Source organism: Candidatus Rokuibacteriota bacterium, assembly GCA_030647435.1.
Classification (GTDB): domain Bacteria; phylum Methylomirabilota; class Methylomirabilia; order Rokubacteriales; family CSP1-6; genus AR37.
Window position 1 is genome coordinate 21,560 of record JAUSJX010000083.1, and the last position, 24,247, is coordinate 45,806.

At 69.5% G+C, this 24,247-nt stretch carries 18 protein-coding genes and 3 pseudogenes; 17 read left to right on the forward strand and 4 right to left on the reverse strand.

Annotated elements, in window-relative coordinates; genetic code table 11:
* The first annotated feature begins 56 nt into the window (after positions 1-56).
* From otsB to Q7W02_15465, 3 genes are read left to right on the forward strand one after another with little or no spacing between them, the layout of a single operon-like run.
* A complete protein-coding gene (gene otsB, locus Q7W02_15455; protein MDO8477562.1) occupies positions 57-878 on the forward strand; it encodes a trehalose-phosphatase in 822 nt (273 codons plus the stop codon).
* A complete protein-coding gene (locus tag Q7W02_15460; GenBank protein ID MDO8477563.1) occupies positions 875-3,199 on the forward strand; it encodes a trehalose-6-phosphate synthase in 2,325 nt (774 codons plus the stop codon). Before otsB ends, Q7W02_15460 begins: the two co-directional genes overlap by 4 nt.
* Positions 3,183-3,644 carry a CBS domain-containing protein gene (locus Q7W02_15465; GenBank protein ID MDO8477564.1) on the forward strand — a complete coding sequence of 154 codons (462 nt, stop codon included), beginning with the start codon at positions 3,183-3,185 and terminating at the stop codon, positions 3,642-3,644. The genes Q7W02_15460 and Q7W02_15465 overlap by 17 nt, the downstream gene beginning before the upstream one ends.
* Here Q7W02_15465 and Q7W02_15470 read toward each other — a convergent pair.
* Complete coding sequence (locus Q7W02_15470) at positions 3,641-3,892, reverse strand: hypothetical protein (protein ID MDO8477565.1); 252 nt, start codon at positions 3,890-3,892, stop codon at positions 3,641-3,643. The two genes, Q7W02_15465 and Q7W02_15470, sit on opposite strands and share 4 nt — an antisense overlap.
* Positions 3,893-4,561: 669 nt before the next feature.
* Between Q7W02_15470 and Q7W02_15475 the strand changes: the two genes are divergently transcribed.
* The 4 genes and pseudogenes from Q7W02_15475 (at position 4,562) to treZ (ending at position 10,185) form a co-directional block, all read left to right on the forward strand.
* Positions 4,562-5,263, forward strand: coding sequence for a hypothetical protein (locus tag Q7W02_15475; protein MDO8477566.1), 702 nt, complete (start codon positions 4,562-4,564; stop codon positions 5,261-5,263).
* A 197-nt stretch (positions 5,264-5,460) separates the two neighbouring features.
* Positions 5,461-5,661 (forward strand): annotated as a pseudogene (locus Q7W02_15480) (alpha-amylase family glycosyl hydrolase).
* An 848-nt stretch (positions 5,662-6,509) separates the two neighbouring features.
* Positions 6,510-8,324: a malto-oligosyltrehalose synthase gene (gene treY, locus Q7W02_15485; protein ID MDO8477567.1), complete on the forward strand. Its 1,815-nt coding sequence runs from the start codon at positions 6,510-6,512 to the stop codon at positions 8,322-8,324.
* 28 nt (positions 8,325-8,352) lie between these two features.
* On the forward strand, positions 8,353-10,185 hold the full coding sequence (gene treZ / locus Q7W02_15490; GenBank protein ID MDO8477568.1) for a malto-oligosyltrehalose trehalohydrolase: 1,833 nt from the start codon (positions 8,353-8,355) through the stop codon (positions 10,183-10,185).
* Here the strand turns inward: treZ and glgA are convergent.
* Positions 10,179-11,345 (reverse strand): annotated as a pseudogene (gene glgA / locus Q7W02_15495) (glycogen synthase). The gene treZ and the pseudogene glgA sit on opposite strands and share 7 nt — an antisense overlap.
* 46 nt (positions 11,346-11,391) lie before the next feature.
* Between glgA and Q7W02_15500 the strand changes: the two are divergent.
* The 9 genes from Q7W02_15500 (at position 11,392) to Q7W02_15540 (ending at position 21,524) form a co-directional block, all read left to right on the forward strand.
* A complete protein-coding gene (locus Q7W02_15500; GenBank protein MDO8477569.1) occupies positions 11,392-12,054 on the forward strand; it encodes a DUF5752 family protein in 663 nt (220 codons plus the stop codon).
* Between the two features lie 5 nt (positions 12,055-12,059).
* Positions 12,060-13,247: a glycosyltransferase gene (locus tag Q7W02_15505; protein MDO8477570.1), complete on the forward strand. Its 1,188-nt coding sequence runs from the start codon at positions 12,060-12,062 to the stop codon at positions 13,245-13,247.
* Positions 13,248-13,263: 16 nt separating this feature from the next.
* Positions 13,264-14,502 (forward strand): hypothetical protein, encoded by a 1,239-nt coding sequence (locus Q7W02_15510; GenBank protein MDO8477571.1) that lies wholly within the window; start codon positions 13,264-13,266, stop codon positions 14,500-14,502.
* Between the two features lie 11 nt (positions 14,503-14,513).
* A complete protein-coding gene (locus Q7W02_15515; GenBank protein MDO8477572.1) occupies positions 14,514-16,499 on the forward strand; it encodes an alpha-1,4-glucan--maltose-1-phosphate maltosyltransferase in 1,986 nt (661 codons plus the stop codon).
* 155 nt (positions 16,500-16,654) lie between these two features.
* Positions 16,655-18,334, forward strand: coding sequence for a maltose alpha-D-glucosyltransferase (gene treS / locus Q7W02_15520; GenBank protein MDO8477573.1), 1,680 nt, complete (start codon positions 16,655-16,657; stop codon positions 18,332-18,334).
* Positions 18,309-18,923 carry a hypothetical protein gene (locus Q7W02_15525; protein ID MDO8477574.1) on the forward strand — a complete coding sequence of 205 codons (615 nt, stop codon included), beginning with the start codon at positions 18,309-18,311 and terminating at the stop codon, positions 18,921-18,923. The genes treS and Q7W02_15525 overlap by 26 nt, the downstream gene beginning before the upstream one ends.
* Before the next feature lie 24 nt (positions 18,924-18,947).
* Positions 18,948-19,844 (forward strand): phosphotransferase, encoded by an 897-nt coding sequence (locus Q7W02_15530; protein ID MDO8477575.1) that lies wholly within the window; start codon positions 18,948-18,950, stop codon positions 19,842-19,844.
* A gap of 37 nt (positions 19,845-19,881) precedes the next feature.
* Positions 19,882-20,364, forward strand: a complete 483-nt coding sequence (locus Q7W02_15535) for a hypothetical protein (GenBank protein ID MDO8477576.1) — start codon at positions 19,882-19,884, stop codon at positions 20,362-20,364.
* A gap of 71 nt (positions 20,365-20,435) precedes the next feature.
* Entirely contained in the window at positions 20,436-21,524 is a 1,089-nt protein-coding gene (locus tag Q7W02_15540) for an IS630 family transposase (protein MDO8477577.1), read from the forward strand.
* Here Q7W02_15540 and Q7W02_15545 read toward each other — a convergent pair.
* Positions 21,521-22,733 (reverse strand): annotated as a pseudogene (locus tag Q7W02_15545) (glycosyltransferase). The gene Q7W02_15540 and the pseudogene Q7W02_15545 overlap by 4 nt on opposite strands.
* Positions 22,723-23,397: a DUF5752 family protein gene (locus Q7W02_15550; GenBank protein MDO8477578.1), complete on the reverse strand. Its 675-nt coding sequence runs from the start codon at positions 23,395-23,397 to the stop codon at positions 22,723-22,725. The pseudogene Q7W02_15545 and the gene Q7W02_15550 overlap by 11 nt, the downstream one beginning before the upstream one ends.
* 364 nt (positions 23,398-23,761) lie before the next feature.
* On the opposite strand from Q7W02_15550, the gene Q7W02_15555 reads away from it, so the two are divergent.
* Positions 23,762-24,160 (forward strand): response regulator, encoded by a 399-nt coding sequence (locus Q7W02_15555; GenBank protein ID MDO8477579.1) that lies wholly within the window; start codon positions 23,762-23,764, stop codon positions 24,158-24,160.
* Positions 24,161-24,247 lie beyond the last annotated feature (87 nt).

Below are 24,247 nucleotides of genomic sequence, written 5' to 3' on the forward strand. Positions count from 1 at the left end.
TGCCGTGCCATGGCGTGATGACGGGCGGTGGCACGGGCCTTGCGCATGGACACCGTATGCACAACGGTCTGGTCGAAGACGCCAAAGTACTCACGGATCGGATAGGGGAATGGCTGGGCGACGGCCGCAGTCTCCTGTTCATGACCGACTATGACGGCACGCTGACGCCGCACGTGCCGAACCCGGCCGAAGCCTGGCTCGGGCAGCGAGTGCAGCGACAGCTCTCCGCGCTGGCCCGGGCGCCGCAGGTCCGCCTGGCTATCGTCTCCGGGCGAGATCTCGGCGATGTGACTGCGCGCGTCGGCGTCGCCGGCGCGGTCTACGCGGGCTGCCATGGCCTTCAGGTCGACGGGCCCGGCATCGCGTTCAGTCATCCGGAGGCGGTCGCGCAGCAGCGGACAGTGCAGGCGGTCGGCGAGGAGCTCGCGCAGCGGGTCGCGGGGATCGACGGCGTGCGGGTCGAGCCCAAGCGTCTCTGCATCACCGTCCACTACCGCGACGTGCCGGACGAGGCGCGGCGCCTGGTCGCGGTCGAGCTGGAGCAGGCCCTCGCGCGCGAGGGGGGGCGGCTCAAGATCTTCCACGGCACCAAGGCCATCGAGATCCTGCCGCAGGTGGCCTGGAGCAAGGGGCACTGCGCCAAGCAGATTCGCGACTGGGCGCTCCAGACACTTCCGAAACCCATGCTCTCCGTCTACATGGGCGACGACTGGACCGATGAGCTGGCCTTCGAGGCGCTCCTGGGGCAGGCCATCACGGTGCGCGTGGGCCCCCCGGACATCGTCTCCCGCGCCACCTACCGGCTCGACGACGTAGACGCCGTTCACGAGCTGATCGAGCGCCTGGCGACCGTGGTCGGGTGGCGGCCCGTGCCATGAGCATCGCGGCGCGTCTCGTGGGAGCCATCTGGCTCGCGGCTCTCGTCGTTACAGGCGGCTTCACGTATCTCCAAGTTGTCGAGGAGCGGCGGCACCTGTTCGACGACATGGAGCGCCGCGCTGCGGCGCTCGGCGAGGGGTTGAAGGAGGCCGCGGAGCCGGCCCTCGCCCGGGGAGGCCGGCCCACGCTCGAGCGGCTCGCCGCCAAGTTCGGCCGGCGGGGCCAGGGTGTGGCCTTCCTAGACCGCGCCGGGACGGTCCAGGCCGCGACGCCGGACATCGGCCCCGTGGTCCCGCAGGTATTTCCGGATGGGGTGGCGGCGCTCAACAGCGGGGAGACGCGGCGCGGGCTCGCTCTCGTGGACGGCCGCTCTTTCTATGTGTATGCGAGCCCCGTGCTGCGCGACGAGCGCAACATCGGCGTGGTGCTCGTCGTGCTCGACGCACGGCCTCTGGTCGAGGCCCAGTGGCGGATCTGGCAGAACAACGGGCTCCGCTTCCTGGTGCTCGTGGTCGTCCTCTCGGGGATCGCGCTCCTGATCGTTCGCATGAGCGTGATTCAGCCGCTGGCCAGCATGGCCCGCTGGACCAAGGATCTCCGCCGCGGCGCCCCCGCGAGCCCGCTCGAGCTCTCGGACTCCAGGCTCTTCGGTCCCATGGCGCGCGAAGTCTCGGTCCTGGCGAAGAGCTTCCACCGCGCGCAGGCGGCGGCGGAAGAAGAGGCGGCGCTCCGGCTGTCGGGCGAAACGCTCTGGACCGAGGAGCGCCTGAAGCAGTTCGTCAAGCTGCGGCTGGGAGGCTCCCCGCTTTTCGTCGTCTCGAACCGGGAGCCCTTGAGCCATGTCTGGAAGGACGGCAGGATCCAGACGGAGCACCCGGCCTCCGGGCTCGTGACGGCCATGGAGCCCGTGATGCGCGCCTGCGGCGGCGTCTGGGTGGCGCAGGGCAGCGGCGACGCGGACCGCGAAACGGCGGACGAGGCGGGCCGGCTCGGGCTGCCGCCGGACGATCCTCGCTACACGCTGCGCCGGCTCTGGCTCACCAAGGAGGAGGAGGCGGGCTACTACTCCGGCTTCGCCAACGAGGGGCTGTGGCCCCTCTGCCACCTCGTGCACACCCGCCCGCAGTTCCGTCCCGAGGACTGGGCGCACTATACGGCGGTCAACGAGAAGTTCGCCGCGGCCATCCTCGAGGAGGTGGCGGACGTGGATGCGCCGCTCGTTCTCATTCAGGACTACCACTTCGCGCTCTTGCCGGCGCTCATCAAGCGTGAGCGTCCGGATGCCCGCGTCGTGATCTTCTGGCACATTCCCTGGCCCAATGCCGAGGCCTTCGGCATCTGCCCATGGCAGCATGAGCTGCTGCTGGGCATGCTCGGCGCCGACCTCGTGGGCTTCCATACGCAGTACTACTGCAACAACTTCCTCGAGACCGTCGAGCGGGCCATCGAGGCGCGCGTCGAGTGGGAGCAGTTCGCCGTCACCCGCGGACAGCGGACGACGCTCGTCAAGCCGTTTCCGATCAGCGTGGCGCCCAACTTCGTCGCCAACCCGCCGAACGTCTCCCGCGCGGACCTCCTGCGCGGGCTCGGCATCTCCTGCGAGTTCCTGGGGGTCGGCGTCGAGCGGCTCGACTACACCAAGGGCCTGCCCGAGCGCATCCGGGCCATCGGGCGGTTCCTCGAGCGCTCTCCCGAGTACCAGGAACGCCTCGTCTTCGTCCAGCTGGCGGCGCCGAGCCGCTCGAGCATTGCGCGCTATCAGGAGATCGACGCCGAGGTGGATGCCGCCGTGCGCGACGTCAATACGCGCTTCGCCACGAGGAAATGGCGGCCGGTGCTCTACCTCAAGCGGCACCACGACCACCGGGAGATCTGGCCCTTCTACCGCCACGCCGACTTCTGCATGGTCACGTCGCTCCACGACGGCATGAATCTGGTCGCCAAGGAGTTCGTCTCGGTCCGTGAGGACGGGGGGGGCGCTCTCATCCTGAGCCAGTTCACGGGGGCGGCGTCGGAGCTCCGCGACGCGCTGCTCGTCAATCCCTATGACCTCGACGGCGTGGCCGACGCCATCCGCCGCGCCGTCGAGATGCCGGGCGCCGAGCAGCGCGCCCGCATGGGCCGGATGCACCAGACGGTGCGGGAGCACAACATCTACCGCTGGGCCGGGCTGCTCCTGGGGGAGCTGTCCCGCATCCCCGAGGAGCCCGCCGGGACCCTGGCGGTCTCAACCCCTGCGGTGTCCAGCCCTGCAATCTCGAGCCCTGCAGTCTCCAGCCCCGCAGTCTCCAGGAGGATGAGCGATGAAGACGCTGCGTGACCTCATGCGATCCGGCTTTCTCTTCACGGTACAGAAAAAGGCCATGGTGTCGGAGGCGGTCCGGCTCATGGCCGACCACAATGTCGGGATCGTGATCGTGCTGGACGGCACCCGGCTCGCGGGCGTCTTCTCCGAGCGTGACGTGGTTCGACGCGTGCTGTATCAGGGCCTGGACCCTGTCCGGACACCGCTCGGCGAGGTCATGACCGGGTGCGTGATCACGGCTGACGCGGAGATGGACTACGAGTCTGCCATGCGCGCCATGGACGAGGCCGGTATCCGCCACCTGCTCGTGACGAGCGGGTCGGGGATGCTGTCCATGATCTCGGTCCGGGACCTGATGCGCGCGACCATCCACGACAGGGACGAAGAGGTCCAGCACCTGCGCGAGTACCTCTACCAGGTTCCGGCCGGGGGCTCCAAGCCGCAGGCGGCCTCCGTTTAGGGACGGGTCAGAAACCCGCCCGAGGCAGGGTCGAGCGGGTCGCTCACGCTCAGGTCTTCGTCGTCGGGGGTGTCCTCGGAGTCGTCATCGCTCGCGACCATCCGGACGATGACCGTATCTTCGAGAACCCGTGCGCCATCGAGACGGAGCCAGCTGAAGCCCATGGCCGTGGCGCCCTGCACGGTGGTGTCCAGCGCCTCTTTGATCGCCCGCTCGAGCGTCTCCGGCGAATGGTCGGACAATGGCACGGCTGTTTCGATGGTGACCGTTCGGGCCCTCCTTCAAGCGAGCCTAGCGTGAGGCTCCGGATTGGCACGGTCCTGGCAAATCAAAAGGCCATGACGGTGCCACCCATCTGCCTCACCGGCTCCGTGCTCGCCCCCAAGGGCAGCGTTTCTCCGGCAGCGCTCGACGATTGGTCACAAGCGACACCCCGGTCATCCTCGCCCGCGTCGAGCCAACTCCCGCAGGCTCATCCCCGTCATCTTGAATGCGGGCTGGGGGGCGCGACCGAAACTCCGCGAGCGCCGGTCTTCTCGATCGCCCGGGCCACCAGACCCGACGCGAGGTCGGCGCGCGCCGACGGAGGCACGTGAGGCGAGGACGCGCAGGTGGTCATGAGGACCACACTAGCAAATCCCAGTACCAGGGCGAACAGCCGGCGGGTCCGAGCCATGAGGCGGCCAGGGTAGCGCCCATCACGGCCCGGGAACAGAAGCCTGGAGGCCCGCCCGAGCGGGAGTATCCTGATACTCGAGGTGCGGGCCGGCTCCCGGCTCGCCTCGAGCCGTGGCGTACCCGGTCGATGCCGCTACTCGAGGCGGGGCCGGACGGCCCTGATGGACCGGAACTCCGACACCCCGGTAGCCCACGCGCGACATGCCGTCGGGTGCGGCGGAGCTGAAGGAGGCACGACCATGGCAGAGATGTGGAGCGGTCTCGTCTGGGCGGCTCTGCGGGATCTCAACACGCGGCTGGTGGCGGTGCTGCCGAGCATCCTCGCCATGCTGACGCTGGCGGCCGTAGGACTCGTCGCCGCCTGGGTCGCCGCCCTGCTGCTGAAGCGGCTCGCCCGGGCGGTGGCCTTCGACCAGCGCGCCGAGACCTGGGGACTCGTATCCCCGATCACGCGCGCGGGTCTTCGCCGGTCCCCCTCCCAGCTGCTCTCGGTTATGGTGTTCTGGGCGATCTTCGTCCTCTTCCTGACCCTTGCCGTGGATGCCCTCGCCATTCCCGGCGCGGGCCGGGTCACGGATTTCGTCTTCGCCTGGGTGCCCAGGGCCGTCGGCGCCGCCGTCATCTTCCTCGTCGGCTGGCTCGTGGCAAACTTCCTCGGCGAAGGCGCGCTGATCGCGGCGGTCAACGCCGGAGTGCCGGAGGCGCGGCTCCTGGCCCGCGCGGTGCGCTGGGGAGTGCTGCTCTTCGCCAGCGCCACGGCGGTCACCCACCTCGGCATCGGCAAGGAGATGGTGCTGGTCGCCTTCGGCATCACGTTCGGCGGGCTGATCCTGGCTCTGGCCCTGGCCTTCGGCCTCGGGGGGCGCGCGCTGGCCCGACAGATCCTGGAGCGCCGGCTCCGCCACGATCCTCACCCGAGCGAGACGCTCACGCACCTGTGAGAGCCCCGGATCGAGAGCGCCCCGGCCCCCGGTCGGGCCATGATGCCGGCGCCGCCGTGACGGACCTCGACGCCCTGCTCGAGCAGGGCGTCGCGGCGCTCGCGCGCCCGCGGCGCGCGACGTACCGGCTCCAGCTCGGACCGGCGCTGCGCTTCGAGGACGTCGGCGCGCTGGCTCCATACCTGGCCGCGCTCGGGGTGAGCGACGCCTATCTCTCGCCCTGCTTCAAGTCCGGCCCCGGCAGCTCCCAAGGGTACGACGTCACCGACCACAGCGCCTTCAATCCCGAGGTCGGCAGCGAGACGACGTTCGCCCAGATGGCGGGGACGCTCGGCGCGCACGAGATCGGGGTGATCCTGGATATCGTCCCCAATCTCATGGGCATCGTCGGGGACGCGAATCCCTGGTGGACCGACGTGCTCGAGAACGGGCCGTCGTCCCCCTACGCGAGGTTCTTCGACATCGACTGGGCGCCGGTGAAGCCCGAGCTCTACGGCAAGGTCCTGCTGTCGGTCCTGCCCGACCAGTACGGCCGCATGCTGGAGTCCCAGCAGCTCCGGCTCGAGTTCTCCGAGGGGGCGTTCGTCGTGCTCTATGCGGGGGAGCGCCTGCTCGTCGCGCCCGACTCGTACGCGCAGGTACTTTCCTACCGTCTCGAGACGCTCGGCGCGCGCCTGTCGCCCGAGGATCCGCACCTGCGGGAGCTCCAGAGTATCCTCACGGTGCTCGAACACCTGCCCGCGCAGATGGAGACGGATCTTGCGCGCTCCGAGGAGCGGCTCCGCGAGAAGGAGATTATCAAGCGCCGGCTGGCGGCCCTGGTCAAGGAGTCGACCGAAATCCGCGAGTTCCTCGACGACAATGTCCGGCTTTTCAATGGGACGTCTGGCGATCCGGCGAGTTTCGATCTGCTCGACCGCCTGCTCTCGGCGCAGGCCTACCGCCTTGCCGACTGGCGGGTGGCCGGCGACGAGGTCAACTACCGCCGCTTCTTCGACGTCAATCACCTGGCCGCCATCCGGACGGAGTTCCGCGAGGTCTTCGACGCGAGCCACCGGCTGGTCTCTCGCCTCGTCGGCGACGGCGCGGTGACGGGACTCCGCGTGGATCATCCCGACGGTCTCTACGCCCCGGGCGAGTACTTTCGCCGGCTGCAGGAAGAGGCCCTCCTCGGCGCGCCGCCCGCCGCCTGGCGCCCGGCCTACCGGGCCAGGCAGCGGAGGCGCTTCTCGCACGCTATAGGGAGGTGGCGGCGGATCCGGCGGCGCCTGCCGCGCGGCCCCTCTGGCTCGTCGGCGAGAAGATCCTCATGGCCGACGAGCGCCTGCCCGAGTGGTGGCGCGTCGCGGGCACGACAGGCTACGATTTCCTCGGATCCGTCAACGGCCTCTTCGTGGACCGCGGCCACGTCCGGCAGATGACGGGGCTCTACACCCGCTTCGCCGGGGCCGCCCCGCCCATGGCCGACATCGCCTATGCGGCCAAGCGGCTGATCATGCAGGTGTCGATGGCGAGCGAGGTCAATCAGCTCGGTCACCATCTCGACCGGATCTCCGAGAGGCGGCGGCACGCGCGCGACTTCACCCTGCACAGCCTGATCCGCGCGCTGCGCGAGGTCATCGCCTGCTTCCCCGTGTACCGGACGTACATCGGCGACGAAGGGCCCGAGATGAGCCCGCGCGACCTCGCGTTCGTCGAGCGCGCCGTGGCGGAAGCCAAGCGGCACAATCCGACGGTGAACGTGTCCATCTTCGATTTCGTCCACGACATTCTCCTGCTGCGGGAGCCCCCGGGGGGGGCCGGCGGCGACGACGGGCGCCATCACTTCGTGATGCGCTTCCAGCAGACCACGGGCCCCGTGACGGCCAAGGGCGTCGAAGACACGGCGCTGTACATCTACAACCGGCTCGTCTCGCTGAACGAGGTCGGAAGCGATCCGGCCCGGTTCGGCGAGCCCGTGCCGGCCTTCCACGAGAAGAAAGCGAGGCGCCGGGCGCGCTGGCCGCAGTCGCTGCTGGCCACATCCACGCACGACACCAAGCGGGGCGAAGACGTGCGCGCGCGTATCAGCGTGCTCTCGGAGATCCCCGCCGAGTGGGGCGTCTGCGCCCGCCGCTGGCGCGCCATCGGGAAGCGGTGGAAGCGGGAGGTCGACGGGCAGGCCGCGCCGGACCGCAACGACGAGTATCTGCTCTACCAGACGCTGGTCGGCGCCTGGCCGGCGGAGCCGCAGCCGGACCTTGGGGCGTTCACGACCCGCATCTGCGAGTACATGGAGAAGGCCACCAAGGAGGCCAAGCCCAATACAAGCTGGGTCAACCCGCATGCCGCCTACGACGCGGCGACCCGGGAGTTCGTCACGGGGCTCCTCGCTCCCAGCGGGCGCTTCCTCGACGAGTTCCTGTCGTTCCAGCAGCGGGTCGCGCGCTACGGCATGGTCAACTCGCTCGCCCAGACCCTGCTCAAGCTCGGGGCTCCAGGGGTGCCGGATATCTACCAGGGGGCGGAGCTCTGGGATCTCTCGCTGGTGGATCCCGACAACCGGCGCCCCGTAGACTTCGCCCGGCGCCAGTCGCTCCTGACGGCCCTGGATGCCCTCGTCGCGGACCGCGGCGATGACCTGGCGGGGCTGTGCGGCCTGCTGCTCGAGAGCTGGGCCGACGGACGGGTGAAGCTCTACCTGATCCGGCGCGGGCTCGCGTTGAGGCGGGAGCGGCCGGCCCTGTTCGAGGCGGGGACGTACCTCCCGCTGGAGGCCTGCGGAGAGCGCGCCGAGCATCTCGTCGGCTTCGCCCGCGCCAAGGCGGGCGGCGCCGTCATCGTGGCCGTCCCGAGGCTCACCGCTCGCCTGACGGGATTTTCGGGTGCCCTCGCCCTGGGCGCCCCACCGTGGGGCGAGACCTGGCTCTCGCTCGGCAGCGACGCTCTCGCGGGACGCTTCCGCGATCGACTCACCGGCGGAGTGCTCGAAACGGAGCGTCGCGGCGGCGCGCCGACGCTGCCGGCGACCGCGCTCTTCGCGAGCTTCCCGGTGGCGCTGCTCGAGCCGGAGGCGCCATGACCGCCGCCGCGCGCGGGCTCGACTGACCATGGCGCTCGCCCTCCGCCGCGCCCGAAGCATGCCGTTCGGGGCCGAGGCCCGCGACGACGGTGTCACCGGCTTCCGGCTCTGGGCTCCCGGTGCCCACAGCGTGGCGTTGTGGCTGGACGAGCGGAGGCGCGCCCTGCCCATGCCCCGCGATCCGCAGGGCTGGGCGGCGCTGGCAACCCCCGAGGCGCCGCCCGGCACGCGCTATCGCTATCAGATCGACGGCGAGTTCCTCGTGCCCGACCCGGCCTCGCGCTTTCAGCCCGACGGCGTGCATGGTCCGAGCGAGGTCGTGGATCCGCTCGCCTACTCCTGGTCCGACGCGGAGTGGGAGGGTGTTGCGGTCGAGCGGCTGGTGTTCTACGAGCTGCACGTGGGAACCTTCACTCGCGCGGGAACCTTTGCGGCCGCAGCCGAGCGGATCGACCATCTGGCCGCGCTCGGCGTCACCGCGGTCGAGCTGATGCCCGTGGGCGAGTTCCCCGGCTGCCGGAGCTGGGGATACGACGGCGTCCTGCCGTTCGCCCCCGCGGCCCGGTATGGGCGCCCCGAAGACCTCAAGCTCTTCGTCGACGCCGCCCACGCCCGCGGCCTTGCGGTGTTCCTCGACGTGGTCTACAACCACTTCGGGCCCGAAGGCAACTACCTGCCCCGCTACGCGCCCGCCTTCTTCGACCCTCGCCGCCAGACGCCGTGGGGCGCGGCGATCAACTTCGCCGACGCGGGCTCCGAGATCGTTCGGGCCTTCATGGTCCACAATGCCCTCTACTGGCTCGAGGAGTTCCACATGGACGGCCTTCGCCTGGACGCGGTCCATGCGATCAGCGACGAGTCCCGCTCGCACGTGCTCGTCGAGCTGGCGCAGGTCGTGGCCAAGGGCCCCGGCGGCGAGCGGCAGGTCCACCTCGTGCTCGAGAACGACGGCAACGAGGCCCACCTCCTCGCCCGCGACGGCGCGCCGCTCTACAGTGCGCAGTGGAACGACGACGTGCACCACGCCCTGCACGCGCTGCTCACGGGCGAGCGAGGCGGCTACTATGCCGACTACGAGCCGGCGGCGCCGGCGCTCGGTCGCGCCCTCGCCGAGGGCTTCGTCTACCAGGGCGAGTACTCGCGCTACCGCGGCCGCCCGCGCGGTGAGCCGAGCGGAGACCTCCCACCCACCGCCTTCGTCGGCTTTCTCCAGAACCACGATCAGGTGGGCAACCGCGCGTTCGGCGAGCGCATCACGGCACTGGCGGGGCCGGACGCAGTGAGGGCGGCCACGGCCGTGCTCTGCCTCGCTCCGCCGCTCCCCTTGCTGTTCATGGGCCAGGAATGGGCCGCCCCCGTGCCCTTCCTCTTCTTCAGCGACCTGGGTCCGGACTTCGGCCCGGCCGTCGCGGAGGGCCGGCGGCGCGAGTTCGCCCGCTTCCCCGAGTTCGCCGACGCGGGAGCGCGCGAACGGATCCCCGACCCGCAAGCACTGGAGACTTGGGAGCGGTCGGTGCTCGACTGGAGCCTCGCCGACCTGCCGGCGCATCGGGAGTGGCTGGACCTCCACCGAGCGCTGCTCCGCATCCGGCACGCCGAGATCGTGCCATTGCTGCAGAACCCTATCGCGCCGCGGGCGCGCTGGAGCCGTCTCGGCGAGACGGCGCTTGAGGTCGAGTGGACATTCCCGGTCCGGCGGGTGCTGCGCCTCGTCGCCAACCTCGGCCCGGCGGCGGTGCCTCACGTGGGGCCGCGACCAGAGTGGGGACGGTCGCTCTACGCGCTTGGGCTCGGCCGGGAAGGCTGGGCGGAGCTGCCGCCGTGGAGCGTGGGCTGGTATCTGGCGGAGGCCGAGCGATGAGCGGCGATCGCTTCCCGGTAGACCTCGAGCGTTCGCTCAGCAATGCGCTCCCAGCTGAACTGCGCCTCGACGCGCCGGCGCCCGGCGCGGCCGAAGGCGGCGGCGCGCTCGGGCTGGGCGAGCAGGGCGCGCATCGCTGCGGCCAGGGCGGCGGGATCGGCGGGCGGTACGAGCTAGCCGGTCTCGTCGTGGACGACCACCTCGCGGATGCCCCCCACGCCCGTGGCGACGACCGGGGTGCCGCAGGCCATCGCCTCGAGGTTGATCAGCCCGAAGGGCTCGTACACCGACGGGCAGACGAAGAGCGCGGCGTGGCTGTAGAGCTGCACCACGTCCTCCCGGGGCAGCATGGCGTTGAGCCAGCGCACGCGGGGGTGCTGCGTCACGGCAGCACCGAGCCGCGCCTCCAGCTCCCTGGTGTCGGGGCTGCTGGCGCACAGGACGAGCTGGGTGTCCTCCGGCAGTCCCGCAGCGGCCTCGAGGAGATGAAAGATCCCCTTCTGCTCGCTGATGCGCCCCACGAACAGGACGTACGGGGTGCGGACGCTGTACCGGTCCAGAGCGTCCCGGCGCTCGGTGCGGCGGAAGGCCCCGGTGTCCACGCCGTTGTGAATAACCCGGACGCGCTCCGCGTCGACGGAGAAATGAGCCAGCACGTCCTCGCGCATCTGCCCCGAGACGGCGATGACCCGATCGGCACTCTCCACGGCCACGCGCTCCGCCCATCGCGACACCGCGTACCCCGCGCCGAGCTGCTCCGCCTTCCAGGGCCGGAGGGGCTCGAGGCTGTGGAGGGTGACCACGAGCGGGATGTCGGAGAGCGTGCGAACGAGGAGTCCGGCCAACGCCACGTACCAGGTATGCGAGTGCACGACGTCGGCGTCCACGCGGTCGCGGGCCATGAGCAGGTCGGTCGAGAGGGCTTCGAGCGCCGGCGCATAGCGGGCGTCGCCCGTTCCTGTCGGCGGGCTCTCGGCCAGCCGGTCCCAGGACGGATAGCCGCGCACGCGCAGCCCGTGTTCGGACCGCTCATCACCACCAAAGCAGCGCACCTCGACCCCAGCCCGGCCGGCGAGCGCGCGGCTCAGGTGGTCGACGACGACGCCTGCGCCGCCGTAGACGTGCGGCGGGTACTCGCGGGTGAGCATCAGCACTCGCATGGAGACGTTCCCATCACCCGTCGGCGCCATCAGAGACCCTCCCGTCATGCCCGCGGCTGAACCCTTCGTCTTCCAGGGATGCGTCCAGGTCTGCGAGCTGCTCCCTCACGAGGCGCACGACGCGCGCGAGCTGCTCGAGGAGATCAGGCGCGTGCCCGCCGAGTCCATCTTCTGCCACACCTCCGTGCTGCTGGTGCACCGCCCACCGCAGCCGGACGCCTATCCCAATGACTTCGCGCTGTGGGCGGACATCGAGCTTCGCGACCGGCGCCTCACCGAGCGGCTCGCCGCCATCGATCCGTTCCGGCTCGGTTCCATCGAGGGCGTCCGTGCCGAGCTCGTCTCCACCCTCGAGCATCACCTGCAGCAGCTCTCCGCCGCGCCATCCCGCGCGGGCGAGCCGTTTCGATTCCTACAGTATCACCTCGTGCCCGTCCCGACGGGCCACGAGGTGCGGACGCTCCGGGAGTTCCGGGACGCCCTCACCGGGGTCGATGCCAGCACCCTCTTCTTCCACATCATCGAGGCGCGCTACCGGCTCGGGCGCGGGCGGGGCGACTTCGCCGAATGGGTCGACACGGCCCTCGGCCGCCATGAGCTCGCCGAGCGCCTGAGCCATATCGATCCGTACGCCGGCACGCTCGAGCGGGTCCGGGAGCGGCATCTCATCGCGCTCAACCGGGCGCTGGAAGAGGAGGGCGGAGCGTGAACGGGATGGGCGGCAAGCTGGACGACTACCGCGCGGTGGCTCCGCGTGGCTCGGTGGACTTCATGCTCCGCATCGCGGAACGGCTGCGGGGGCGCCGCATCGTCCAGGTCAGCGTGTCCCGCTATGGCGGCGCCGCCGCCGAGATCCTGAACCGGATCGTGCCGATCCTGAACGACCTGGGCATCGAGACAGCATGGGAGGTCATGCTCGGCAGCGCCGACTTCGACGCCATCGTCACGGCGGTGAGCAAGGGACTGGCGGGCGTCGAGCAGGTGGTGACCGAGGCGATGCTGGCCCGCCTGCACGCCACGTGCGCCGGCAACGCGCGGCGACTCCCGCTCGACGCCGATCTCGTGATCGTCCACGATGCGGCCACGCTGCTGCTCGTGGAAGGGCGGCCCCCGGCCGGGCGCTGGCTGTGGCGGTATCACGGGGATCTCTCGTCCCCGCAGCCGCAGCTCTGGAACGCTCTCCGGCCTTTTGTCGACAAGTACGATGCCGCGGTCTTTTCCGCCCCGAAGTTCGCCGCGCCGCTGTCGACCCGACGCTTCGTCATCGCGCCCTCGATCGATCCGCTCTCCGAGCGCAATCGCGAGATGCCGCGCGGCGAGCAGAGCCGGCACCTGGAGCGCTTGGGCGTGCGGACGGACAAGCCGATCCTGCTCCAGGTCGGCCCCTTCGAGCGGCTCCAGGATCCGCTCGGCGTCGTCAATGCCTACCGGCTCGTGAAGATGCACCACGACGTGCGCCTCGTCCTGGCGGGCTCGCCGCCGGGGCCGGGCGGCGTGCTCGCGGAGACGCAGGAAGCGGCGAGCCAGGACCCCGACGTCACTGTCCTCGTGCTGCCCCCCGACCCGCAGACCGAGCTCAACGCGCTGGAGCGCGCGGCGACGATCGTGCTGCAGAAGCCGCTCTTCACCGACTTCGGCACCGACGTCGCCACGGCCATGTGGAAGGGCAAGCCCGTGGTCGGAAGCCTGGCCGGAGGGATCCCCTCGCAAATCGTGTCCAAGGTCACCGGATACACTGTGGAGACGGTCGAGGGCGCCGCCTTCCGCATCCGGCATCTGCTGAGCAATCCGGAGCTGATCGGCCGGATGGGCGCCGCCGGCCGCGAGCACGTGCGTCGCAATTTCCTGATCACGCGGCACCTGGGCGACTACCTGGCGCTGCTCGCCCACCTCACGGGATGAGAAACGGGCCCATGCCATGGCGCACGATCTGCTAACCGGGGACGCCCAGGCCGCGCTCGCGCGCATCGGCTCGGCTGACCTCGTCATTGGGGTGCCGACGGCGGGCGCCGCCCCGAGCCTCGACGGTGTCGCGGCCGCCGTGCGCGTCGGGCTCCAGGTGCATTTCCCCGGGCAATCGGCCGCGGTGATCCACGTCGACCAGGGGGGCGCCGACGATCCTGGCGGCGCGCCGGCCCAGGCTTTCGGCGAAGTCCCGCTCGTTCGGATCCGGCCGGCGCACGCGACCGGCGGCCCGCTGGTCCAGTTGAGACTCGACGAGGCCGTGGCCACGACGCTGGCGACGGGGCAGGCGCTCGGGGCGCGGGCCATCATCCTGCTCAACGCCGAGAACGCGAGCCTCAACGCCGACTGGGTGGGCGGTCTCGGCGGGCCCGTGCTCGCGGACGATTGCGGTCTCGTGGTGCCCGTCTATCAGGGCGGGCACTACGAGGGCACGCTCACTCACGCGCTCGTCGTCCCGCTGATCCGAACCCTCTTCGGCAAGCGTCTCGCGCGCCCGCTGGCCGAGGAATTCGGCTGCTCTGGGAAGGCGGCGGCCTTCCTGCTCGAGCAGAACGTCTGGGAGACGGACCTCGGGCGCAACGGGGTCGAGTTCTGGATCCCCGCAGCCGCCATCGCCGAGGGAGTCGCGATCGGTCAGGCGGCGCTCGGGCCGCGGCGCGTCCCCGCCCCCGCCCAGCCAGCGCCGCTCGGGGAGATCGTGGGGCGCACGGCCGGCTCGCTCTTCTCGATCGCCGAGCGGTACGAGGTCCTCTGGCTCGAGCGTCAGGGCTCGGAATCGGTCCCCTGCGTGGGATCGCTGCCGGAGCCGCAGCCGGGCCCCGCACCCGATCCCGAGCGCTTGCTGGGCGGCTTCCAGCAAGGCGTTCGGGACCTCTATCCGGTCTGGGAGCGCATCCTGGCGCCGGAGACCCTGAGCGAGATACTGGCACTCGGCGAGTATGCCACCGGCGAGTTCCGGTTCCCCGACGGCCTCTGGGCTCGCGTCGTGTATGATTTCCTCCTCGCCTATCGCGCGCGGGTCGTCTACCGGAGCCACATCGCCCAATCGCTCGCCCCGCTCTACCTGGGCCGCGTGGCGTCCGTGGTCTACGAGACGCGCAACCGGCCACCCGCCGCGGTGGCGAAGGCGACCGAGCGATTGTGCCAGGTCTTCGAGGAGTGGAAGCCCTACCTGGTGGACCGCTGGCGATGAGGCCCCAGACCGTGAAGAAGCAGCGGATTCGTCCCATCCTGATTGAGCGCGTTCAGCCGGCGGTAGACGACGGGCGGTATCCCTGCAAGCGCGAGGTCGGCGATCGTCTCGAGGTCTCCGCCGACATCTTCAAGGAGGGCCACGATCTCCTCGACGCGATGATCCTGTACCGCGCCAGGGACGAGTCGCGCTGGAGCGAGGCGCCCATGCGCCCCGTCGGTAATGATCGATGGTCGGGGCAATTCCGGCTCGAGCGCAACACGCGCTACGCCGTCACCATCGAGGCGTGGACGAATGTCTTCGGCTCCTGGGTGGAGGAGATGGAGCGCCGCACGGCCGCCGGGCAGACCGATCTCGTGAGCGAGCTGCTGGAGGGACGTGAGCTGGTCCGCCGGGCCGCGGCGCATGCCGCGGCGGAAGGGGCGGTGGCGCTCCGCCTCGCGCTCGAGCGCTACGATGCCGCCTCCAGCCAGCAGGCCCGCCTCGACCTGCTCCTCGACCCCGCGCTCCGTCGGGTCGTCTCGCGGGTGCAGGAGCGCAAGGACCGCGCCCGCTACGACCGCGAGCTCGAGGTCGTCGTCGACCGCGTACGCGGGTGCTGGGGCGCCTGGTACGAACTCTTCCCCCGCTCCCAGGGGCTGGTCCCCGGCAGGCACGGCACTTTCGCCGACTGCATCCGGCGCCTCCCGGACATCAAGGGCCTAGGTTTCGACGTCGTGTACCTGCTGCCCATTCACCCGATCGGCCGGACTCACCGCAAAGGGCCGAACAATGCGCTGGAGGCTGGGCCCACGGATCCGGGAAGCCCGTGGGCCATCGGCGGGCCCGAGGGCGGGCACACCGCGGTCCATCCGGAGCTCGGCACGCTCGACGACTTCAGGCGCCTCCTCCAGGCCGCGCATGGGCTCGGCATCGAGATCGCTATCGATCTGGCCATCCAGTGCTCGCCCGACCATCCCTGGGTGCGCGAGCATCCGGAGTGGTTCTACCGGCGTCCCGACGGCACGCTCAAGAACGCCGAGAACCCTCCGAAGAAGTACCAGGACATCTACCCGGTCAATTTCTCGTGCGAGGCCTGGGAATCGCTCTGGGACGAGCTGCTGCGCGTGGTGCTCTTCTGGGTGGACCAGGGCGTGCGCATCTTCCGGGTGGACAACCCGCACACCAAGCCGCTGGAGTTCTGGGAGTGGCTCATCCGCGAGGTCCAGGACGGCCACCCCGACGTCATCTTCCTCTCGGAGGCGTTCACCCGGCCCAAGGTGATGAAGGCCCTGGCCAAGGCGGGCTTCAGCCAGTCGTACACTTACTTCACCTGGCGCAACTTCAAGGAAGAGCTGACCGAGTATTTCGAGGAGCTGACGCGGTCGGAGATGGCCGAGTACTTCCGCGGCAATCTCTTCTGCAACACGCCGGACATCCTGCCCGAGATCCTGCAGCGCGGCGGGCCCCCCGCCTTTAAGATGCGGGCCGCTCTGGCCGCGACCCTCTCCCCACTCTGGGGCATCTACAGCGGCTTCGAGCTCTGCGAGGCCGCGCCCGTGCCCGGGACCGAGGAGTACCTGGACTCGGAGAAGTACCAGATCCGCGTGCGCGACTGGGACCGGCCCGGCCACATCAAGGATTACGTGGCCCAGCTGAACCGGATCCGGCGCGAGAACCCGGCGCTGCAGGCCAGCCGGAACCTCCGTTTCCACCAGGCCGACAGCGCGCACGTGCTCTTCTACGGCAGGATGACCGAGACCCGCGATAATGTGGTCCTGATGGCGGTGAACCTGGATCCCTTCGCGGCCCACGAGGCGACGCTGCACCTCCCGCTGGACGAACTGGGCTTCGCGGCGGACGAAACGTACGAGATGCACGAGCTGCTCACGGACAGCCGCGCGCTCGGCCGGGGGGCGCGGCAGACGGTGACGCTCGATCCCCAGGTCTCCCCCGCCCGCATCTACCAGATCGAGCGGTGGCGGCGCCGGGAGCACGATTTCCAGTACTTCATCTAGCACGATGAGCAAAACTCCACAGGCTGCTCAAAAAGGTCCAGATGCGAGGCGGCGCCTGACGGCCGCACGCGAAGCGTACTCTTTGTACGTTGAGCGTGCGGCCGAGGGCGCCAACGAAGCAGATGGGCCTTTTTCAGCAGCCTGTTAGGGGAGCCATGACGGTCGGCGACGGGCTCTGGCACAAGGACGCGATCTTCTACGAGCTGCACGTCCGCGCCTTCAAGGACGGCAACGACGACGGGATCGGCGACTTCACCGGCCTGACGAGCCAGCTCGACTACCTCGAGGAGTTGGGCGTCGACTGCCTGTGGCTGCTGCCGTTCTTCAAGTCACCGCTCCGCGACGACGGGTACGACGTCAGCGACTACCGGGCGATCCATCCCGATTACGGCACGATGGCGGACTTCGAGACATTCCTCGAAGCCGCCCACGCCCGGGGCCTCCGCGTGATCGCCGATCTCGTGATGAACCACACCTCCGACCAGCACGCCTGGTTCCAGGCGGCGCGCCGCTCCCCCGAGTCGCCGTTCCGCGACTACTACGTGTGGAGCGACACCGACCAGGGTTACTGCGACGCGCGCATCATCTTCGTTGACGCGGAGCCGTCGAACTGGTCCTGGGACCCGGTCGCCAAGGCCTACTACTGGCACCGCTTCTTCCACCACCAGCCCGATTTGAACTACGACAATCCCGCCGTCCGGGCGGAGATGCTCGGCATCATGGCCTTCTGGCTCGACAAGGGCCTCGACGGCTTCCGGTGCGACGCCGTGCCCTATCTCTACGAGCGGGCGGGGTCGAGCTGCGAGAACCTGCCGGAGACGCACGCCTACCTCAAGGAGGTCCGCGCCTGGGTGGACGCGCATTATGAAGGGCGGATCCTGCTGGCCGAGGCGAACCAGTGGCCGACGGACGTGCGCGCCTATTTCGGCGACGGTGACGAGTTCCACATGGCCTTCCACTTCCCCCTCATGCCGCGCGTCTTCCTCGCCGTCCGCCACGCCGACCGCCGGCCCGTCACCGACATCTTCCTGCACACCCCGGAGATCCCGCCGGCCTGCCAGTGGTGCCTCTTCCTCCGCAACCACGACGAGCTCACGCTTGAGATGGTGAGCGAGGACGAGCGCCGGCATCTCTACTACGCCTACGGCGAGGACCCGCGGATGCGGCTGAACGTCGGGATCCGGCGGCGCCTCGCCCCGCTGCTCGACAATGACCGGCGCAAGATCGAGCTGCTCACGGCACTGCTCTTCACCCTGCCCGGGAGCCCGATCCTCTACTACGGCGACGAGCTCGGCATGGGCGACAACATCTACCTCGGCGATCGCAACGGCGTCCGCACGCCCATGCAGTGGACCGGCGACCGCAATGCCGGCTTCTCCCGGGCCGACACCGCGCGCCTCTTCCTTCCGCTGATCGTGGATCCCGTGTACGGCTACCAGGCCATCAACATGGAAGCTCAGCTCCGGACGCCCACCTCGCTGCTCAAGTGGATGAAGCGGATCATCGCGGTGCGCAAGAAGACGCGCGTCTTCGGCCGCGGCACGCTGCGCTTCCTGCGCCCCGTCAATGAAAGCGTGGTGGCCCACGTCCGGTCCCACGAGGGGGAGACCGTGCTGGCGGTACACAACCTCTCGAGCGCGGCGCAGCCCATCGAGCTCGACCTGCGCGCCTGGGCCGGCCACACGCCAATCGAGATGCTGGGGGAAAGCCGCTTCCCGACGATCGGGGCTCAGCCCTACGTCATCACCCTCGGGCCCTACGGCTACTACTGGTTCCGGCTCCAGCCGCCGCTGTCCGACCAGCCCTTCTATGGCATCGAGAACACCTCGCTCTGACGCGGCGGCGGTCGTCCGGCATCTCTCGGAGGCGGCCGCGCCGGCGCTCCGCGCCTTCATCGAGCGGCAGCGCTGGTTCGCGGCCAAGGCCCGCGGTCTCGGGACGGCCCGCATGGAAGACTGGTCCGCGCTCCGCAAGGATCCGCCGCTCGCCCTGCTGCTGATCCGCGCTGACGAGACTCGCTACTTCGTCCCGGTCGCGCTCGGCCAAGCGCCGGCCGATCCGGCGCGGACGATCGGCCCGCTCGGCGGCCTCACCCTCTTCGACGCGCACTGGCACCCGAACTTCGGGACGAGTCTGCTCGACGCGATCAAGTCGCGGCGCGTCTTCGCATCGGCCTGCGGGAGCTTTCGCTGCGCGCCTGTGGAGCCGTGGGATCACGCCTCGTGGGACGGGCTTGACCGCGTGCCGGCCACGCCACACTCGGGCGAGCAGAGCAACACCTCGATCTTCTTCGACCGGCGCTTGATCCTCAAGTCCATCAGACGGCCGAAGTCCGGCATCAACCCGGACTTCGAGATGCTGCGCTTCCTCGCGGACCGCCCAGGCTTCGTTCACGTACCCCGGCTGGCCGGCTGGGCGGAATAGACCGGCCAGGGCGAGACGGCCACCGTGGCCCTGCTCCAGCAATTCGTGGCCAATACGGGCGACGGGTGGACCCACACGCTCGCGCGGCTCGACGACCTCTGCGAGCGACTCGCCGCCGCAGACGGTCCCCCAGACAGTCCAGCCGACGTCGAGGAGCGCGTGGCCGCGCTGGGCGTCGAGCCGCTGGCCGAGGTCCACGAGCTGGGCGCGGTGACCGGGCGGCTCCACGCGGCGCTCGCCTCGGACCCCGGCCCGCCGGCATTTCGCCCCGAGCCCATCACGGGCGAGGACGTGGGACGTTGGCGACGCACCCTCGTCCGGGACCTCGAGCGGCTGACGGCCGAGATCGCGGTCGCCTCCGCGCGAATGCTGCCCGCCGACCGGGCGGCGCTCGAGCCGCTCCTCGACGCGCGCCCGCGGATCGAGCGGGCCGCCGATGACCTCGTCCCGCTCGCCGATGGCACTGCGCACAAGATCCGCTGTCACGGCGACTACCACCTGGGCCAGGTGCTCAAGACCGCCGAGAGCTTCGTCGTGATCGACTTCGAAGGCGAGCCGGCGCGGTCTCTCGACGAGCGCCGCGCCAAGCAGTGTCCGCTGCGGGACGTAGCGGGCATGCTGCGCTCGTTCGACTACGTGGTTCACGCCGCGCTCGCCGCCCGGCCCGAAGCCGGGCGCGCCCGGCTTCGTCCCGCCCTCGAGGCCTGGGAGCGGCTCGCCGCCCGCGCTTTTCTCAGCGGCTACATGATGGCCGCCGGCAAGAGCCCGGCGCGCCTCCTGCCGCGATCAGCGGAGGCGGTGCGGCGGGCCTGCGCGGCCTTCGAGCTCGAGAAGGCCTGCTACGAGCTCCGCTACGAGCTCAACAACCGCCCGGACTGGATCTCGATACCGCTGGCCGGGATCTCGCGCTTGCTTGCGTGACCGGAGTCCGGGCGAGACCCGCGGAGGAGGACATGCCATGCTGCGAAAACTGATCCTCAGTGATCGACCCGCCGCCAGAGCGCCCAGGGCCGATGTCAAGGACATCCCCGCGCTGGCTACGGTCATCGTGACGTCCGAAGCGCCGGAGCATCCCGTCGATCACCTCTTCGACGCCTCAGGGGGCCCCGGCGGCACGCGGTGGATCGCGGGGGCCGACGGAGAGCAGACGCTGGTCCTCGCGTTCGACGCGCCGCAGTCGATCCGCGCGATCGGCATCGAAGCGGAGGAGCCCAGCGCGACCAGGACGAACGTGCTCACCATCTCGCTGTCGGAGGACGGCGGCCGGACCTACCAGGAGCGGATCCGTCAGGAATTCAACTTCAGCCAGCCCGGGACCACGTTCGAGTGCGAGGAGTGGTCCGTCCCGGCGGAGCGGGTGACCCATCTCCGCGTCGTGATCCAGCCGGACAAGGGACACGCCCCGCACCGCGCCACACTGACATCCCTGACGGTCCGCTAGTGTCCTGTCTCGGAAGTGAGTGGGACAAGTTGTGCTCGTTGCGCGTTCTCAGGAGTGAAAGGAGAACGCCAATGCGCACGGGACGACCGATTCCACCGTGGACGATCAGCGACGACGAGCGGGACACGTTGGAGCGTTGGGCCCGTCGGCCGACGACGGGGCAAGGGTTGGCCCAGCGGGTCCGGCTGATTCTCGGGTGCGCCGCTGGCAAGACGAACACACGCGTCGCTCACGACCTGCGGCTGACGAAGCAGACCGTGGGGAAGTGGCGCACGCGCTTCCTGGCCCAGCGTCTGGACGGCTTGCTCGACGAGCCGCGGCCAGGCGCACCGCGCACCGTCAGCGATGCCGATGTGGAGGCGGTGCTGACCCGGACGCTGGAGACGAAGCCCGCCGACGCCACGCACTGGAGCACACGCTCGATGGCGCAGACGTGCGGCCTGAGTCGGAGCACGGTCAACCGCATCTGGCGGGCCTTCGCGCTGCAACCGCATCGCACGGAGACCTTCAAGCTGTCGAAGGACCCGCTGTTCATCGAGAAAGTCCGCGACATCGTCGGGCTGTATCTGCATCCGCCCGACCGCGCCCTGGTGCTGTGCGTGGACGAGAAGAGTCAGATCCAAGCCCTGGATCGGACCCAACCGCTGTGGCCGATGCGGCCGGGCCAGGTGGAGCGGCGGAGTCATGACTATGTCCGGCACGGCACCACCTCGCGGTTTGCGGCCTTGGATGCCAAGCGCGGCACGAGCATTGGGCCGCTGCACCGACGGCATCGGGCCCTCGAGTTCCGACAGTGCCTTGCCACGATTGACGCGGCCGTGCCCGCCGACCTCGAGGGGCACCTGATTCTCGACAACTACGGCACCCACAAGACGCCGATGATTCACCCCTGGCTGGCCCGACGGCCCCGGTTCCATCTCCACTTCACGCCGACCAGCAGCTCCTGGCTCACCCTGGTCGAGCGCTGGTTCGCGATGCTGACCGACAAACAGATCACGCGTGGGGCGCACCGGAGCACGCACGCACTCGAGGCAGCGATCATCGCCTACATCGCTCTCAGCAATACGGCCCCGAAGCCCTTCGTGTGGACCAAGAGCGCTGACGAGATCCTGGCCAGCGTCGCTCGATTTTGTTATCGAATCTCTGGGACAGGACACTAGCGGCTCAGGTGTGCCAGGAGCGACAGATAGTCGCGCAGATGACGGGTGATGAGGAAGTTCTCCCTGACGTGCTCGCGTCCCGCCTCGCCCATCCGCCGCATGAGCTGAGGGTTGCTCAGGAGGTACCGGATCCGGAAGGCGCATCCCTCAACGGAGTTGACCGTGTACCCGGTGACCCCGTAGATGATCTGGACGGTAATGCCGCCCGTCGCCCCGCCGATCACCGGCTTGCCCCTCAACATGGCCTCGGCCACCGTCAGGCCGAACCCTTCGCGCGTGGACTTCTGTATCACGATGGTTGCCGCGCGCTGAAGCGCGTTGATGGCGAGATGGGCGTTGGACGGCAGGTCGAGCAGATAGATGTCGGGGTCGCGCTCGGCCGCCTCGCGCACGTCGTTGAGCACCGCGGCGCCCTCGGGGTCGTCGGTCGCCCCGCCGCCCGCCAGGACGAGGCGCACGTCGTGGTAGCCCTTCACCAGCTTGTAGGCGTTGATCACGCCGATCGGGTCCTTGAAGCGGTCGAAGCGCGACACCTGGAGCAGGATGGGCTTGTCGTCGGGCACGCCGAGCCGTTCGAGGGTCTTCTTGATCTCCTTCGCGCTCATCCGCCGGTTCTTGTCCGCGAGCGGGTCGATCGACGGATAGGCGAGGAACTGGGGGATCGGCAGCTGCTGGGCGAAGGCCGGCAGCGAGAAGACTGCCGCGTCGTAGCGGACCACGAAGCGGCGCAGGAAGGTCCACGCGCGCCGCTGGGGGGTGGAGAGATCGATGTGGCAGCGGCCACACCCATTTGCCCTCCGACGGCCGCGCCTCGATCATGGCCGCCGGCTGGGGATCGTGGATCAGCACGAGATCGCCAGCCGGGCGGAGACGCTCGGCGTTGGCCCGATTGACCTCGACGTAGTGCTCCAACATCGCCTCGGTGAAAACCTGCTCCTTGCCCTGCAGCGCGTTGTGAAATGCCTTGGTCGTGGCGTAGAAGTCGGAGTCGCCCTCGATGACGCTCCAGTCCGCCTTGATCCCGAGGCCGCGCATGATGGGCACGAAGCGGTTCAGGATCTCAGCCACTCCGCCGCCGTCGCGGGTGGAATTGACGTGCAGGAACCGCCGGCCCTGCACCCGGTCCGCGAGATGGAGCAGGAAGTCCACTGTGCCCTTGGGGGCGATGTCCCTGTACGGCTCGATCGAGTTGAGCTCGCTAGCACTCATGTCCGTTGTCGCCCTTGCCGAGCTCGGCGTCGATGAGGTGCAGCGTCTCGCCCCGGATCTTCTCCAGCCCGCCCAGGTAGGGGTTGATGCGGCCGATGGCGCCGGCGAGAGAGTCCAGGCCCAGCTCCTGGCCGATCCAGTGGGCGAAGTCGCCCCCGGCCACCTCGCCCCGCACACGCGCGTGCAGCGTGTGCAGATACACCGTGGAGAGGTCGGCCTCTGCGAGGCAGCGGCGGAACTCAGAGAGGGTACGGGCCTCGAGGCCCATGGGCACCTCGAGGACATGGGATTGGACGAAGAAGAAGGGATCCCCGAAAACACATCGCGGAACCTGCTGAAGCGTCGCGATGTGGCTTTCCACAATAGACACGAGCTCCTCGCGGAGCTCCTCGACGGTCGCGAAGCGGTAGGGATCGACCACGGCCAGGCGCTCCGCCAGCCCCTTATCGCCGACCTGGGTTGCCACCCAGTTGGCGAAATCGTTGGGATAGCCGCCGGCGACGCGCGGGTGACGGAGGAAGATGCTGTGGGTGTGGTAGTAGATGGAGCCCGCCGGGATCTGCTCGAGCCCCTCCATCAGCTCTCGCTCGTCCCGGGCCCGGCGGCCCAGGATCTCGCGGAGCTCCAGGCAACCCACGAAGATGAAAGGCTTGGTCTCACGCATGTCTCACCTAGCAGAACTAGGTGTGCAAACTCCGGGCCCGGGACCCGCGAGAATCGACTGAGTGACGACTTGAGGACCCGAAGCCTCGAAGTTCGCCGATTTGGAGCCCGCTCGGGTGACGACGGGAGTTGGGGCCGGGCGCCATCTGCCCCGCTGAGGGGAAAACTTACACTCGACTCGGGTAACGCTTACATGCCGGAGCCTCCACCCTGAGGAGGCACCGGAAAGGACCAATTCACCCAGGTAGGCAAATCGCTGAATTCTCACATCTTCCCTCGGCAGGCGCTCGGGGCCGCCGGCTGGCATCGCCGTTGCTCTACATCCTGTCGGGACAAGGTCAATGGCGAGCGCGACGAATAGGGCGGTGCTCGAGAGGGAGGGAGGCCCGGGGGCTGCGCGGCTCGTGATCGTGGACTCATACAGCCACAGCCGGGCGGGATTGCGGTGTTTGCTGCCGGGGGCCGGGTGCGAGGTCGAGGCGGTCATGGGGAGCTGCGAGGCCATCAGGGGGCTGAAGGATGGCCGATTCGATCTGGCCGTCATCGACCTCGACCTGCCGCGCGCCCACGGAATAGCGATGACAGGCTGGGACCTGGCGCGCATCTTCCGAGCGCTCGATGCGGGCCTGGGGCTCATTCTCGTGGCGGCCGAGTGCAGCCGCGAGGCCGGAACGCTAGCCGACCGACTCGAGCGTGCGCGGCTCCTCGAGAAGCCCGGTCTTCACCAGAATCTGTACGGCCCCCTGTGTGGATGCGGGGGCTGAGATGAGAGGGGGCATCGGCTCCGAAAGTGATAGACCGTCTGACGTGACTCGCCATCACGGACAGGAGGGAGCCGAGGCCCGAGGAGA